Consider the following 14926-nt stretch of genomic DNA (forward strand, 5'->3'; position numbering starts at 1 on the left):
AACACCGTCGTTGTGGAATCTGTGTGCCTACCGGCCCCTGCCTGCCGTTTTCAGTCGGCGGAGGGCAGGCTGCCCGGATCATACGCCGCGCTGCGCTCCGGAACACCCAGCGCCGTAAGGAAGCTGCGCGCCCAACGGGAGACATCGTGCTTGCGCAGGTACCGCCTCATGGCGCGCATTCTCTTCATCTTATCGTCGTCGGACGCGGTCGCCGCTGTCACGAATCCGTCTTTCAGGTCTGTCAGATCGTGCGGATTCACCAGGAACGCCTGCCGCAGATCCCCTGCGGCACCGGCGAACTCGCTGAGCACGAGCGCGCCCCGGTTGTCGATCCGGCTCGCGACGTACTCCTTCGCGACGAGGTTCATACCGTCGCGCAGCGGTGTCACGGCCATCACGTCGGCCGCCTGGTACAGGGCCGACAGCTCGAACCGGTCGAACGACTGGTGCAGGTAGTGCACGGCCGGGAGCCCGACCTGGCCGTACTCGCCGTTGATCCGCCCGACCTCCCGCTCGACCCGCTCGCGCAGGGCGATGTACTGGTCGACGCGCTCGCGGCTGGGGGTCGCGACCTGGATCATGACCACCCGCGGCACCTCGAACCGGCCGTCCTCCAAGAGCTCGCGGAACGCCTTCAGGCGCTGTTCGATGCCCTTGGTGTAGTCGAGCCGGTCGACGCCGAGGATGATCGTCTCCGGTTCGCCGAGTTCGGCCCTGATCTCCTTGGCGCGCTGGCGGACCCGCTCGGTGTTCGCCACTTCTTCGTTCGAGGCGGTGTCGATGGAGATGGGGAAGGCGTCGGCCCTGACGAGGCGGTCGTCGACGTTGACGTAGTGCCCCCTCGGCCGGTAGCCGAGCAGGTGCCGGGTGAGCGCGAGGAAGTTCTGCGCCGCGAGCGGGCGCTGGAAGCCGACCAGGTCGGCGCCCAGGAGCCCCTTGAGGATCTCCATGCGGTGGGGGAGCTGCATGAACAGTTCGACCGGCGGGAACGGGATGTGCAGGAAGAACCCGATCCGCAGGTCGGGGCGGCGCTCGCGGAGCATGCCGGGGACGAGCTGGAGCTGGTAGTCCTGGACCCACACGACCGCGCCGGGGGCGGCTTCGGCGGCGCACACCTCGGCGAACCGCTCGTTGACCTCGTAGTAGGACTTCCACCAGGAGCGGCGGAAGACGCGGGGCTCGACCGCGTCGTGGTAGAGCGGCCACAGCGAGGCGTTCGAGAACCCCTCGTAGTAGCGGTGGATCTCGTCCTTGCTGAGCTCGACCGGCAGCAGGGTGACGCCGTCGGACGTGAAGCGCTCGGGGGCGGCGCCGGGGATGCCGGCCCAGCCGATCCAGGTGCCCTGGTTGGCCTGGAGAACGGGTTCGAGGGCGGTGACGAGGCCGCCAGGGGATCGGCGCCAGGTTCGGTTTCCCTCTTCATCGACGACTGCGTCGACGGGGAGGCGGTTGGCCACGACGATGAACGATGCGTTGCTCAATTCGTTTTCCTCCTTTCCGCAAGCCTAGCGGGGGAGGGGTTTCCGGTGGCGGTGGTGACGCACACGCGCCCGGCGAGGCCCGATTGGCGGAACGCCCAGCGCACTTGACATCATTGGTACCGGTCAGTTCAGTACAGCTCGTCGCAAAGCGAAGGATCAGCGTGGCGCAGTTCATCTACACCCTGGAAAAGGCGCGCAAGGCGCACGGTGACAAGGTCGTCCTCGACGACGTCACCCTGTACTTCAACCCGGGTGCGAAGATCGGCGTGGTCGGCCCCAACGGCGCCGGCAAGTCGAGCCTGCTCCGGATCATGGCCGGGATCGACCACGTCTCGAACGGCGACGCCAAGCTGGCGAACGGCGCGACCGTGGGCCTGCTGGCCCAGGAGCCGCCGCTGACCGAGGGCAAGACGGTCATGGAGAACGTCCAGGAGGCCGTCGCGCCGATCCAGGCGAAGCTCGACCGGTTCAACGAGGTCGCCATGGAGATGGCCACCGACTACACCGACGAGCTCATGGCCGAGATGGGCCGCCTCCAGGAGGAGCTCGACGCCGCCAACGCCTGGGAGCTGGACTCGAAGCTCGAACAGGCCATGGACGCCCTGCGCTGCCCGCCCGGCGACGAGACCGTCGACCACCTCTCCGGCGGTGAGCGCCGCCGCGTCGCGCTGTGCAAGCTCCTCCTCGAAGAGCCCGACCTGCTCCTGCTCGACGAGCCCACCAACCACCTCGACGCCGAGTCGGTCCTGTGGCTGGAGCGCCACCTGGCGTCCTACCCGGGCGCCGTCGTCGCGATCACCCACGACCGGTACTTCCTCGACAACGTCGCCGAGTGGATCCTCGAGCTCGACCGCGGCCGCACCTACCCGTACGAGGGCAACTACTCCACCTACCTGGAGAAGAAGGCCGAGCGCATGAAGGTGGAGGGCCGAAAGGACTCCAAGCTCCAGAAGCGCCTCAAGGACGAGCTGGAGTGGGTCCGCTCGAACGCGAAGGCCCGCCAGACCAAGTCCAAGGCCCGCCTGGGCCGGTACGAGGAGATGGCGGCCGAGGCCGACAAGACCCGCAAGCTCGACTTCGAGGAGATCCAGATCCCGCCGGGGCCGCGCCTGGGCTCGACGGTGATCGAGGTCAAGGACCTGTACAAGGGGTTCGACGGCAACACCCTCATCAACGGCCTGAGCTTCAGCCTGCCGCGCAACGGCATCGTGGGCATCATCGGCCCCAACGGCGTCGGCAAGACCACGCTGTTCAAGACCATCGTCGGCCTCGAGAAGCCCGACGCGGGCGAGGTCGTCGTCGGCGGCACCGTCCAGCTCTCCTATGTGGACCAGAACCGGGCCGGCCTGGACGGCGACAAGTCGGTGTGGGAGGTCGTCTCCGACGGCCTCGACTACCTCATGGTCGGCAAGGTCGAGATGCCCAGCCGCGCCTACATCGCCGCGTTCGGCTTCAAGGGCCCCGACCAGCAGAAGCCCGTCAAGGTCCTCTCCGGCGGCGAGCGCAACCGGCTCAACCTGGCGCTGACCCTCAAGGAGGGCGGCAACGTGCTCCTGCTCGACGAGCCCACGAACGACCTCGACGTCGAGACGCTCTCCAGCCTCGAGAACGCCCTCCTGGAGTTCCCCGGCTGCGCCGTGGTCATCTCCCACGACCGGGCCTTCCTCGACAAGGTCGCCACCCACATCCTCGCGTGGGAGGGCGACCCGGCGACCGGTGCTCCCGCCTGGTTCTGGTTCGAGGGCAACTTCGAGTCCTACGAGAAGAACAAGGTCGAGCGCCTCGGCGTGGAGGCGGCCAAGCCGCACCGCGTCACCCACCGGAAGCTCACCCGGGACTAGCAGTGGCCCGCTTCACGGTCGACGTCGCCCTGCGCTGGTCCGACATGGACGCGTTCGGGCACGTCAACAACAACCAGTTCATGGTGCTGCTCGAAGAGGCCCGTGTGGCGATGACGTTCGGCGTCGCCGCCGACGCCGGCCTCGTCGGCTTCCGCGAGGGCATCGTCGTCGCCCGGCACGAGGTCGACTACCTCCTGCCGGTGACGGTGCCCGCCGAGGTCCGCGTCGAGCTCTGGGTCGAGCGGATCGGGAACTCCTCGTTCACGTTCGCGTACGAGCTCTTCGCGAACGACAAGCTCGCGCTGAAGGCCAGGTCGGTCATGGTCCCGTTCAACACCGAGACCCAGCGGCCCCGGCGCGTCACCGGGCCCGAGCGGGCCTTCCTCGAGCAATGGACCGACTGAGCGCCGGCGACGGCCCCGCCTTCGCCGCCCGCGTCGCCCGCCTCGACCCCGACGCGCCCGTGCTCGTCCGCGAGGGCCGCCTGTGGGCCACCCTGCCCATCGGCGTCCTCGCGGTCCGCACCGCCGACGGCGACCTCGCCGAGGGGGTCTACCGCGCCGCCGACCTCGCCGCCGGCACCCCCGCCGCGCAGCCCGAGGCCGCCTGGCGCGGCCGTCTCCCGCAGCGGCCCTGGACGACCGTCGAGACCGTCCCGGCCGCCGACATCGCCGACATCGACCGCAAGGCGGCAGCGGCCCTCAGGGAGCGCCGCGGCGCGGGCGTCGGCGACCGCCGCCTCCGCGACGCCATGCTCGACCACGTGGCCCTCACCGTCGAGCGCGACGGCAGGCTCTACCCGGTCCAGGTCCGCCTCGTCGCGGCGCTGTGCCGCATGGGCTTCCTCGGCGACGACCCGGTCAGGGTCCTCCGCGCCGGCCGCCGTCTGGGCCTCTCGGGCACCTACGGCGCCGTCTGGGAACGGGACCGCGGCTTGCCGCTCCTGTGACACCGTCGACGGTCACGCCGTTCAGTGACTGATTTCCGACGTCCGGAGGATGGGACGGCGCTTCCGACTCTGATACATATGAAACCCGTGACAGTACCCCGCGCATGCCTGCGAACAAACGCGCGACGGTTCATACTTTTGGTCAGGATTGGCTGACGGTTGTGCCAAGTCGTACCGAGTCCCTAGTCTGCTCACGGGAACCCGACGTAACTTGGCTGTGCCCCCGCGAAGCACAACCATTCACAACCAATGGCACGGTCCAACAGGAATGCCAACGAAGTACCCAAGCAATGCCAGTGATTCGCATTTGGGTGGGAAGGCGGACAACACCATGGCATGGTGGCGCAGCAGAAAACGCGACGCGCAAGACGACAACCCGGTGACCGAGGCGGTCGCGGAACCCGACAGCGAGCTCGGCGGCGCAGCCGAGCGCGCGCAGGCCCGCGGCAGCCAGCCCAGTGCGGTCCCGACTCCGCGCGCCGAGCGGCGCGAGGAGGCCCCGGGCGGGCTCGAATTCGAGCTCGACCTGCACCGCGAGCTCACCGCCGAGCAGCTCCTCCTCGGTCCCGAAGAGGAGCAGATCTCCGAGGTCGAGCGCTGGCACCTCATCAAGCAGGACCTCGCCGAGATCGACCCCGAGTTCATCTCCGACCTCGAGCAGATCGCCGCCGACGCACGCGACGAGGCCGCCCCGCTGGCCTCCGACCGCATCATCGCGGCCCTGAAGAACCTCGACATCCGCTACCTCGTCGACGAGAACGGCGGCATCGTGGCCCTCTGGGAGCGCCACATCGTCCAGGTCCGCGCCGAAGGCCCCGACGCCGACATCCTGGTCCTGCGCGCCCGCGCCTACCAGACCGTCCCCCGCGAGTGGGCCGAGCGCGGCTACGCGGCCATGAACGAGTGGAACCGCACCCGGCGCTTCCTCAAGGCCTACCTCGGCGAACCCACCGAGTCCGGCGCGCTCCCCGTGTTCGGCGAGATCCAGGTCCCCGTCCGCCCCGGCATCACCACCGCGCTCCTCGAGGAGCTCATCGACTGCGGTACCGCCATCTCGGGCACGTTCGTGGAGTGGCTCGAAGGCGAGCTCCTCTAACCCCCCGGCAGTACACGAAACGGGGCCGGAACGCATCAGCGTTCCGGCCCCGATCTCGTTGTCCTGCTAGGAGTTCCGCATGTCGGTTGCGCTCTTGCTCGTTCCGCATGCCGTTCCGTCTGTCATGCGTTCCGCACGCCGTCCATCCGTCACGCGTTCCGCATGAAGTCAGCAGCGCGCTCCATGTACTCCCACATCACCTGGTCGTACTCGGGCGCCAGCGCCACCTCGTCCATCGCGTGCCGCATGCACTTGAGCCAGGCGTCGCGCTCGCGCTCGCCGATCACGTACGGCGCGTGGCGCATCCGCAGGCGCGGGTGGCCCCGCTCCTCCGAATACGTCTTCGGGCCGCCCCAGTACTGCTCCAGGAACATCTTCAGGCGGCGCGCCGCCGGGCGGAGGTCCTCCTCGGGGTACATCGGCCGCATGATCGGGTCCTCGGCCACCTGCGCGTAGAACGCGGTCACCAGGCGCTCGAAGGTCTCCTCGCCGCCCACCGCCTCGTAGAAGGACTGCGTGGGCGCCGGCTGTCCAGTCGGCGTGAGGGGCACCACGGCCCGCGGGCTGTCAGTAGGCATACGCCAATCGTGCCAACCGCGGCGCGCCCTGGAAAGGCGATCCGGCACGCGTCACACCGAATGGGCGGCATATCACGTATGGGAGCCGCACGTCCGGGCTGCTATGCGGTCGTCCCCGCGGCTCCCGCCGCGCCGGCCGCCCCGGCCGCCCCGGCGGCGCGGTTCGCCACCGTGCGCGGCACGTAGATCCTCCCGGCCGCCGCCAGGTCGATGATCCCGGCCTCCCGGAGCGCCTCCGTGACGCGCCGCCGCAGCTCGCGCCCGGCCGCCCACTGCTGGTCCGAGGTCGTCCGCACTCCCAGGCGGACCTTGATCTCGTCGATCGTCATCTCGATCGGGCCGAGGTACTCCGGCTCCTTGAGGATGTGGTCGCTCCACTCGTCGTCCTCGGCGAACGACGTCGCGACGTCGGCGATGATCTCCCCGGCCCGGTCGATGTCCGCCGTCGGCGGCAGCGGCGTGTCCACCACCACGTACGCCCAGCTCTGGCTGGAGTTGCCGACCCGCAGGATCTGGCCGTTGCGCACGTACCACAGCGTCCCGTCGAGGGACCGGAGCGTGGTCACCCGCAGGCCCATGTCGACCACGGTGCCGGTGGCGTCGCCCACGTCGACGTTGTCGCCGACGCCGTACTGGTCCTCGAGGAGGATGAAGATCCCGGCCAGGTAGTCCTGGACGAGGTTCTGCGCGCCGAAGCCGATCGCGATGCCGGCGATGCCCGCGCTGGCGAGGATCGGCGCCAGGTTGACGCTGAAGGCGCTGAGGACGAGCATGAACGCCACGCTGTAGATGACGATGCCGGCGACGTGCTGGAGCACGCCGGTGAGGGTCTCGGCCCGCTTCTCGGAGCGGTCGCCGAGCAGCTCCTCCCGGCGGGAGTTCGAGGAGCCGAGCTTGTCGGCGAGCTCGGCGATCGACTGCGGGCCCTTGATGGTGGTGACCTGCTTGATGATCCGCGCGATGGCGCGGTTGACGATCCAGCGCAGCAGGGCCGCCGCGAGGACGATCAGGAGCACCTGGCCGATCTTGTCGAGGACGACGCCCGCGTCGACCGAGAACTCCTCGCTCCCGGTCATCTTGAACAGCATCGTGCAGGCGTTGAACCCCGCGTCGCAGGGCGAGGCCGACTCGGCGGCAGCAAGCTCTTCCACGTTCATCCTTCTCAGCTTCCGCCCCTGGTCGGAGGGCGCCGGGACCGCACCATCGGACGCCACCGGGGGTTCGATCAGACGATATTCGTTCGTCATTCAAGATCCCACGGAACCAGGGTGCAATTTTCTGAGATATAGGTCAAACTTGACGGGACCGATGGCTTGGAGGTACGTCACCGTGATAGGTCCTCGACATAGGAGCACGCTCGACAGCGATGACCCTTCCCCAGGGGTGCATCCCAATCTCTTCACGCACAGCGTCGGTCTCGGATCGGCGCTGGTGCTCAACCAGAGCTACGAGCCGCTGTGCGTGATACCGGTGAAGCGGGCGGCGGTGCTGCTGCTCACTCGCAAGGCTGAGACCGTCACTCCCGGTGACGGTTTTCTGCGCTCCGAAACCATGCACATCCCCGTCCCCTCGGTGGTCCGGTTGAACCGCTACGTGGCGATCCCCCGCCAGGTGGGCGCCAGCCCGTCGCGGCGCGGCGTGTTCACCCGCGACGACTGGCGCTGCGTGTACTGCGGGAAGTCCGCCGAGACCATCGACCACGTGGTGCCGCGCTCGCGCGGCGGGACCCACACGTGGGACAACGTGGTGGCGGCGTGCGCGCCCTGCAACCACCGCAAGAGCGACAAGACGCTCGCCGAGCTCGGCTGGCGGCTGCCGCGCGTCCCCCGGCCCCCCTCCGGCTGGCAGCTCCGCGGGTTCCGCGGCCAGCGCCGCCCGGACCCGGCCTGGGAGGCATGGCTGCCGCGCCACGGGAAGGAGCGCGCCCGCCTCTCATAGCGCTCTCCATCGGACGGGCGGGGCCCGCCGGCCAGGTCCTCGGACCGCCGGCGGGCCCTCCCCGTATCCGATGCCCGTCCCCCCTTGGGAACCGGGGCCGCACGCGTCCCGCGGCGCCGACCTCCCACCTGCGGGGATGTGAGGGGCGCAATTGGATTAGGCTGAGAGCCGGTCACAGCGCCCGCCTGCCAGCTGTAGATTGGCGCGGTCACCCTGTCTCTGCAACTAGGGGAGCAACAACAATGACATTCCAGGACTGGCTGATCCTGTTCGGCGCCCCGATCCTGGTCGTGGTCGCCGTCTTCGCCGTGGTCTTCCTGCGGCACCCGCGGCCGCAGTCCCGCTACCGCGCGGGCCGCCCCTACGACTTCAAGCCGGTTTGGTTCGTCGCCCGCAACGGAGCGGTGCCCGGCGACTCCGGTTCGCACGCGGCCGAGCTCGAAGCCGCCCACGGCGAGGCCGTCGCCAGTGGACCCAAGGGAGGCTCCCATGGCAAGTGGTAACCAGGTCGCCGTCGGCACCATCGTCGAAGGCGTCGACCGCAGCCCCGAGCACGTGCGCCAGCCGATGCTCGAAGGGCCCTTCGACGTGAAGGAGCTCCTGCACCTCGACGAGGCCCTGTCCGTCGCCGAGCGCGACGGCGGCGGCCTGCACTACAGCGTCTACGTCGGCCCGCTGCACGACCCGGTGCGGGGCGCGGCCGAGGCGCTGCACGACAAGCTCGCCGACCCGGACCGGTCCGTGCTCGTCGCCGTCTCGCCCGAGCAGCGGCAGCTCGAGATCGTCACGGGCCGGATCGCCCGCGAGAAGATCCCGGACCGCTCCGCGGCCCTCGTGGTCTTCTCGATGGAGGCCGCGTTCGGCGCCGGCCAGCTCGCCGGCGGGATCATCACCGGCCTGCGGATGCTCGCCGAGACCGCGCAGCAGCACTAGCGCCCGTACACGCAACGGCGGCCGGGGTGCCCAGCACCCCGGCCGCCGTTCTGCGCGTCTCAGTCGCGGTGCTCGGGGAGCCGCCGCTCGAGGAGCGCGTCGGCGTCGGTGAGTTCGAGCTTGCCGATGAACTCGACCCAGGAGAGGGTGTCGGCGACGGTCTCGCGGATCGACAGGATCGTCGTCCCGGGGATGCGCATGGTCAGGGTCGCGGGGGTCCCGATCTGCTTCTGCGCCAGGACGGCCTCGGTCGGGTGGCCGCCGAGGCCCTTCGCGAGCTCGAACACCGCGGACTCGTTCTCCTCGGCCTTCGGCACCCATTCCATGTCGCGCTTGAGCATCAGGGCCGCGCCGATCGGCTTGCCGTCGGCTTCGCCGTTGTAGGTGAGGATGATCCGGTTGGCGTCGCCGCGCGCTCCGGTGAGGTTCCAGGCCGCGTCGGTGACGTCGACGAGCTGGCCTTGGAAGCGCCGCACCGAGGTCCGCACCTGCTTGGCCTGGCGGCGTTCGGCGACGGGCTTGGCGATGATCCGGAAGAACACGACGAGCGCGACGAGCACGAGCAGGCCGATGCCGGCGGCGGCGAGTTCGTGGAGGCCCGCGTCGATGCTGCCGATGATCGCCATCGGCACGAGGACGCCCGAGGCGAAGCCCAGGAGCGGTTTGAGCCAGAACGGCCCGGATCCGCCGGGGAGGCGCAGCGGCGCCATGAGCCCGACGACCGCGGCCACGACCAGGGCGACGCCGGTGAGTTCGGGGGCGGGGGCGTCGTAGCGGCGCAGCCATTCCACGGCCCACCACGACAGGAACACCGAGCCGATGGCGACGGTGGGGATGAGCAGGATGACCGCGAAGATCAGCTGCTGGGGCTGCGGGCGGGTCCGCGAGGCGAGGACCGGTCCCAGGAGCAGGAGCGGCAGGACGACGCCGAACAGCGCGACCAGGGTGGCGCTGAGGACGACCACCGGCAAAAGCGCGGACAAGACTGCTCTCTCCATTCATCCCCAGGACGGGCGCGCCGCGGCTGCCGCCGCGACACGGCGAGCTTACCAACGCCGTGAGGAGCGCTCGGGGCTCCGGGACCGTCCGCTCAGCGGACGGTCCCGGAGCCCCGAGCGGCTTGCTACGAACGCGAGTCGAGCTCCTGGCCCTTGAGGGCCCGGGCGAGGTCGGCGCGGCCTTCGGCGACGCCGCGCTTGATCGGCGCGGGTCGGTCCTCGGCGAGCCACGCGTCGAGCACCGCGAGGGTCTCGGCGTCGATCAGGTTCGACGGGAACGCGTACTTCGAGTACTCGACGGCCTGCTGGGCGCCGAGCTTCTCCCACAGCTCCGGCACCGCGTCCAGGTACCGCCGCAGGTACGGGCGCACGAGTTCGGCCTGGTCGAGCGGGGCGAACCCGAGCATCGAGGAGCGGCGGACCCAGTTCTCGGAGTTCGGGTCGGTGATCCGCTCCCAGGCGCGCGCCTTGGCCTCGGCGGTGGGGACCACCGCGCGGGCCATGAACGACAGGCGCTGCCCGTCGGCGGTCGAGTCGCGGTCGAGCTCGGCGTCGACGGCGTCCTCGTCCGCGGCGCCGTTGGCGACCAGGACGGTGAGCAGCGCCCACCGCAGGTCGGCGTCGACGGCCAGGCCCTCGGGGACGTCGCGCCCCTCGAGCCAGCCGCTGATGCGGGCCAGGTCGGCCTCGGAGCGGGAGGCCGACGCGTACGCCTTCGCCCAGGACCGCTGCGGGTCGGAGCCGGGCGCGGCCGCCTCCATGGCGGTCCTCGCGGCCTGGGCCCACCGCTCGCGCAGTTCGGCCCGGCGGGACGGGTCGGCGTAGGCGAGCGCCCCGCCGACCTGCCGCTGCGCGACGGTGACGATGTTGATGTCGTCCTCGGCGGTCAGGCTGCGGCAGCCCAGCTCGATGAACTGCGACGCGGGCAGCTCGGCGTCGCGGAGCATGTCCCAGGCCGCGGCCCAGATCAGCGCCCGCGCGAGCGAGTCCTCCAGCGCCGAGGTGTGCGCGACCGCGGTGGCGAGGCTCCGCTCGTCCAGGCGCAGCTTCGCGTACGTGAGGTCGTCGTCGTTGAGCAGCAGCAGGTCCGGCTGCTTGACGCCCGCGAGCTCGGGGATCGCGGTGGCCTCGCCGGCCACGTCCACTTCGATCCGGTCGCGGCGCTTGAGCACGCCGTCCTCGAGGTCGTACAGGCCGATCGCGATCCGGTGGGTCCGGTGCGTCGGGTGCTCGGCCGGGACCTCCTGGAGGACCGTGACGCTCGTGTAGTTCCCGTCGGTGTCGACGGCCACGTCCGGGCGCAGGGTCGAGACCCCGGCGGTGCGCAGCCACGTGTCGGCGAAGTCCTTGAGCGGCTTGCCGGACGCGGCCTCGAGTTCACCGAGCAGGTCCGAGAAGACCGCGTTCGCGAACTGGTGCTTCTGGAAATACGCGCGCAGGCCCGCCAGGAACGGGTCGATGCCGACGTACGCGACGAGCTGCTTGAGGATCGAGGCGCCCTTGGAGTAGGTGATCCCGTCGAAGTTCGCCTGGATCTCCTCGGTGTCGCCCGCGTCGGTGTACACCGGGTGCGTCGTCGGCTGCTGGTCGGCGCCGTAGCCCCAGTTCTTGCGCGCCGACAGGAACGTCGTCCACGCCCCGTCGAACCGCGTCGCCTCCACGTTCGCCCAGTGGCTGGCCCACTCGGCGAACGACTCGTTCAGCCACAGGTCGTCCCACCAGCGCATGGTGACCAGGTCGCCGAACCACATGTGCGCCATCTCGTGCAGGATCACGTTCGCGCGCTGCTCCAGCTCGAAGTCGGTGACCTGCGAGCGGAACAGGAACGACGCCTCGGCGATGGTGATGCAGCCGAAGTTCTCCATGGCCCCGAAGTTGTACTCCGGCGCGAACACCTGGTCGTACTTCGGCAGCGGGTAGCGCACCCCGAACTTGTCGTGGAAGTGGTCGAAGCCCTGGCGGGTCACCTCGAAGACCCCGTCGGGGTCGAGGTACTCCTTCATGGACTGGCGGCAGTACAGGCCCAGGTCGATCCCGTCGTGGACCTCGTGCACCCCGAAGTACGGGCCCGCGCAGATCGCGGTGATGTACGGGCTCATCCGCACCGAGGTCTCGAACAGCGTGACCTTCGTCGCGATCGCCTCGACGACGGTCTCGGTGGCCGCCGGCATGTTCGAGATCACGGTCCAGTGCTCGGGCGTGCGCACCTGGAACGTGAAGGACGCCTTCAGGTCCGGCTGGTCGAAGCACGCGTACACGCGCTGCGCGTCGGCCACCTCGAACTGCGAGTACAGGTACGTCTCCTTGTCGACCGGGTCGACCATCCGGTGCAGGCCCTGGCCGTCGGTCGAGTACGCGCAGACCGCGTTCACCACCAGCTCGTTCTCCGCGGCCAGGTTCGTGATCCGCAGGCCGGCCTTCGGGTCGTAGCCGGAGATGTCGACGGGCTCGCCGTTCAGGTACGCGTCCTCGATCCGCTCGGCGGCGATCTCGATGAACGTCTCCGCGCCCGGTTCGGCGCATTGGAAGACCACCGCGGTCCGCGAGCCGAAGGTGTCGCCCCGCTCGTGCCCGGTCAGGTCGAGCTCCACGGTGTAGGAGTCGACGGTGAGCAGCTCGGCGCGCCGCTCGGCCTCGTCTCTGGTGAGAATGTGCGTAGCCGGCACGATGCCTCCAGTCTCAAGGGTCGGATTATGAAAGAAGTGTGTCACATCGCGAGAGTTCACTCGGCGGCCACGGGAGCCGCGAACACGGTCGATTACGCTCGGGGCGTGACTGCTGCACACCCGATCGATCTGGCCTGGCTCTCCACCGGAGGCACGGGCGCGAAGAACTACGACGAGTTCCCCGACGAATCCGAGATCACGCGGATCATCGAGGCGAACCCGGCGTCCATGCTGGGCGTCGAGATGCCCGCCCACACTCCCGAGGCGGTGGCCGCGGGGCTGTCGTTCGAGGAGGCACTGCCGGCCGCGGCCGAGCGGCTCGCCGCGCTCAAGGACGCCGGCCGCTTCGCCGCGTTCGGCGACGTGGCCGTGGCCTACCGGATCTCCGGCGGCGAGGAGCCGGTGGCGTACGGCGTGTACTGCCTCGTCGACACCGCCGAGATCTCCTCCTCCGCCGAGGAGCCCGGCAAGGTCATCCGCAACGAAGACGTCTTCATCGAGAAGGTCAAGCAGCGCAACGAGCTCAACCAGCGCCTGCGCCACCTGCTCAGCCCCGTCCTGCTGCTCCAGTCCTCCAAGGGCGACGAGCTGCACGCCGCGATCGAGGCCGCCATCGCCGGCGCCGGCGAGCCCGTCGCCGCCGACACCGACGAGTCCGGCCGCGCCCACGAGATCTGGGCCGTCGGCGGCGAAGCGGGCGAGGCGCTGGCCGCGCTCGCCGGGGACGGCGACCTCATTGTCGCCGACGGCAACCACCGCTCGCTCGCGGCGCAGGTCGGCGGGCTCGAGCGGTTCCTGGCCGTCATCACCACGCCCCAGTCGGTCGTGATCCGCCCCTACCACCGGCTCGTGAAGGGACTGCCGGGCTCCGCGTCGCAGCTCGTCGAGCAGATCGGCCAGATCGGCGCCTCGGTGACCGAGGTCGACGGGCCGCCCGAGACGCCCGCCGAAGGCGGCACGGTCGTCATGTACGGCCAGGGCCGCACCTGGGAGGTCGCCTTCGGCGACGTCGAGGGCTCCGTGGTCGACCGGCTCGACCACACGCGGGTCGAGAACGAGGTCTTCACCGCGCTCCTGGGCTGGGACGCGGGGGACAAGCGCATCACCTACGTCGGCGGCGACTACCCGGCCTCGTGGCTCGCGGCGCAGGTCGACGAGGGCAAGGCCGACCTGGCGATCCTCATCGCGCCGGTCACCGTGCCCGACTTCATCGACGTGAACCTGCAGCGGCTGAAGATGCCGCGCAAGTCGACCTGGTTCGTGCCCAAGGCCCGCGCCGGTCTCGCCATCGCCGAGCTCCCGAAGGGTTAAGGTCTGTCATCGTGCGCATCTATCTCGGCTCCGACCACGCGGGCCTCGAACTCAAGGACCACCTGGTCAAGCACCTGTCCGGCCGCGGCTTCGAGGTCGTCGACGTGGGTCCGCACCAGTACGACCCGGACGACGACTACCCGCCGTTCTGCCTCCACGCGGCCTCCAAGGTCGTCGCGGACCCCGGCAGCCTCGGCATCGTCGTCGGCGGCTCGGGCAACGGCGAGCAGATCGCCGCGAACAAGGTCCCCGGCTGCCGAGCGGCCCTGGCGTGGAGCGTCGAGACCGCCAAGCTCGGCCGCCAGCACAACGACGCGAACGTCGTCGCCATCGGCGGGCGGATGCACTCGCTGGAGGAGGCGACGGCCTTCGCCGACGCGTTCGTCGACGAGCCCTTCTCGGGCTCGGAGCGCCACCAGCGGCGCATCGACATGCTCACCGAGTGGGAGTCCACCCACGAGCTCCCCGAGCTTCCTTAGACGGCAAGGCTTCCGAACGGCCCGGGCTCCGGCCCGGGCCGTCGCGCGTCCGCCGCGGGCGCCCGCGTGAAAACCAGGAGCATTCGGAAGATCGCACCTGGAGTTATTGGACGCGTGTCGGTATCGTCAATCCATGTCTAAGGGTTTTCGCGTGCTCCTCCAGATCTTCCAGGTCATCGGACTGCTGGGGACGCTGCTGTTCCTGGCCTCCTCGCTCGCCTGGTACATCGCCGACTTCGACCTGACCGGCCTCGCCGAGGACGCGCCGATCGAGCAGTGGGCGATCGGCTTCGGCGTCCTCACCCTCGCGCTCTCGCCGGCCCTGTGGTCGCTCGGCCGCACCGGCGGCGCCGCCGCGACCGCCGGCGCCCCGGCCGGCTCCTTCGACCGGGCCCCGTTCGAGCCCGTCGTCTCGCCCCAGCCGCAGTCGCCGAAGCCCGGCGGCGTCTTCGAACCGATGAACCCCTCCGCCGCCCCCGCCCCGCCGGCCAGCTCGTACGGCCAGCCGTCCGCCGGGTTCGGCTCCTCCCAGCAGGGCGACAGCCCGTGGGGATCCGGGCGCTGACGCCGGGTTGCCTCCCAAGCGTTGCTGAGATGATGCGAACAGCGGGCCCTCCGGGGACCGCGAAGGGTGGATTCCGGGCGTTACGCTAAGG

15 protein-coding genes are annotated in these 14926 nt (G+C 70.0%); 10 read left to right on the forward strand and 5 right to left on the reverse strand.

Features of this window, described 5'->3' with window-relative positions:
* Window positions 1-50 precede the first annotated feature (50 nt).
* Window positions 51-1481: an alpha,alpha-trehalose-phosphate synthase (UDP-forming) gene (locus GFD30_RS01760; RefSeq protein ID WP_153023521.1), complete on the reverse strand. Its 1431-nt coding sequence runs from the start codon at window positions 1479-1481 to the stop codon at window positions 51-53.
* Window positions 1482-1642: 161 nt separating this feature from the next.
* Between GFD30_RS01760 and ettA the strand changes: the two genes are divergently transcribed.
* The 4 genes from ettA to GFD30_RS01780 all read left to right on the forward strand — a co-directional run bounded on the left by ettA (window position 1643) and on the right by GFD30_RS01780 (window position 5367).
* Window positions 1643-3322, forward strand: a complete 1680-nt coding sequence (gene ettA, locus GFD30_RS01765; RefSeq protein ID WP_322632829.1) for an energy-dependent translational throttle protein EttA — start codon at window positions 1643-1645, stop codon at window positions 3320-3322.
* A gap of 2 nt (window positions 3323-3324) precedes the next feature.
* Window positions 3325-3726 carry an acyl-CoA thioesterase gene (locus GFD30_RS01770; protein ID WP_322632830.1) on the forward strand — a complete coding sequence of 134 codons (402 nt, stop codon included), beginning with the start codon at window positions 3325-3327 and terminating at the stop codon, window positions 3724-3726.
* Window positions 3714-4271: a hypothetical protein gene (locus tag GFD30_RS01775; protein ID WP_153023523.1), complete on the forward strand. Its 558-nt coding sequence runs from the start codon at window positions 3714-3716 to the stop codon at window positions 4269-4271. The genes GFD30_RS01770 and GFD30_RS01775 overlap by 13 nt, the downstream gene beginning before the upstream one ends.
* A gap of 331 nt (window positions 4272-4602) precedes the next feature.
* A complete protein-coding gene (locus GFD30_RS01780) occupies window positions 4603-5367 on the forward strand; it encodes a type III secretion system chaperone family protein (RefSeq protein WP_153023524.1) in 765 nt (254 codons plus the stop codon).
* Between the two features lie 149 nt (window positions 5368-5516).
* On the opposite strand, the gene GFD30_RS01785 is transcribed toward GFD30_RS01780, so the two are convergent.
* Both GFD30_RS01785 and GFD30_RS01790 read right to left on the reverse strand, forming a co-directional pair.
* On the reverse strand, window positions 5517-5945 hold the full coding sequence (locus tag GFD30_RS01785) for a globin (RefSeq protein ID WP_153023525.1): 429 nt from the start codon (window positions 5943-5945) through the stop codon (window positions 5517-5519).
* Between the two features lie 101 nt (window positions 5946-6046).
* Window positions 6047-7096, reverse strand: coding sequence for a mechanosensitive ion channel family protein (locus GFD30_RS01790; RefSeq protein ID WP_194201814.1), 1050 nt, complete (start codon window positions 7094-7096; stop codon window positions 6047-6049).
* 232 nt (window positions 7097-7328) lie between these two features.
* Between GFD30_RS01790 and GFD30_RS01795 the strand changes: the two genes are divergently transcribed.
* The 3 genes from GFD30_RS01795 (at window position 7329) to GFD30_RS01805 (ending at window position 8816) form a co-directional block, all read left to right on the forward strand.
* The gene (locus GFD30_RS01795; RefSeq protein WP_322632831.1) at window positions 7329-7883 is read left to right on the forward strand and encodes an HNH endonuclease; all 555 of its coding nucleotides are present in this window, start codon (window positions 7329-7331) and stop codon (window positions 7881-7883) included.
* A gap of 242 nt (window positions 7884-8125) precedes the next feature.
* Window positions 8126-8386, forward strand: coding sequence for an aa3-type cytochrome oxidase subunit CtaJ (gene ctaJ, locus GFD30_RS01800; protein ID WP_153023528.1), 261 nt, complete (start codon window positions 8126-8128; stop codon window positions 8384-8386).
* A gap of 64 nt (window positions 8387-8450) precedes the next feature.
* Window positions 8451-8816 (forward strand): DUF5130 family protein, encoded by a 366-nt coding sequence (locus tag GFD30_RS01805; protein WP_407648953.1) that lies wholly within the window; start codon window positions 8451-8453, stop codon window positions 8814-8816.
* A 59-nt stretch (window positions 8817-8875) separates the two neighbouring features.
* On the opposite strand, the gene GFD30_RS01810 is transcribed toward GFD30_RS01805, so the two are convergent.
* Window positions 8876-9799, reverse strand: coding sequence for a hypothetical protein (locus GFD30_RS01810; protein WP_153023530.1), 924 nt, complete (start codon window positions 9797-9799; stop codon window positions 8876-8878).
* Window positions 9800-9939: 140 nt separating this feature from the next.
* Entirely contained in the window at window positions 9940-12480 is a 2541-nt protein-coding gene (gene pepN, locus GFD30_RS01815; protein WP_322632832.1) for an aminopeptidase N, read from the reverse strand.
* Window positions 12481-12585: 105 nt separating this feature from the next.
* Here pepN and GFD30_RS01820 point away from each other — a divergent pair, with 105 nt between their 5' ends.
* The 3 genes from GFD30_RS01820 (at window position 12586) to GFD30_RS01830 (ending at window position 14835) form a co-directional block, all read left to right on the forward strand.
* Window positions 12586-13791, forward strand: coding sequence for a DUF1015 family protein (locus GFD30_RS01820; protein WP_322632833.1), 1206 nt, complete (start codon window positions 12586-12588; stop codon window positions 13789-13791).
* An 11-nt stretch (window positions 13792-13802) separates the two neighbouring features.
* Window positions 13803-14270 (forward strand): ribose-5-phosphate isomerase, encoded by a 468-nt coding sequence (locus tag GFD30_RS01825; protein WP_322632834.1) that lies wholly within the window; start codon window positions 13803-13805, stop codon window positions 14268-14270.
* A 133-nt stretch (window positions 14271-14403) separates the two neighbouring features.
* Window positions 14404-14835, forward strand: a complete 432-nt coding sequence (locus tag GFD30_RS01830; RefSeq protein ID WP_153023532.1) for a hypothetical protein — start codon at window positions 14404-14406, stop codon at window positions 14833-14835.
* The last annotated feature ends 91 nt before the right edge of the window (window positions 14836-14926 follow it).

This window comes from Glycomyces albidus (genome assembly GCF_009451885.1).
In the GTDB taxonomy this organism is placed as follows: domain Bacteria; phylum Actinomycetota; class Actinomycetes; order Mycobacteriales; family Micromonosporaceae; genus Glycomyces; species Glycomyces albidus.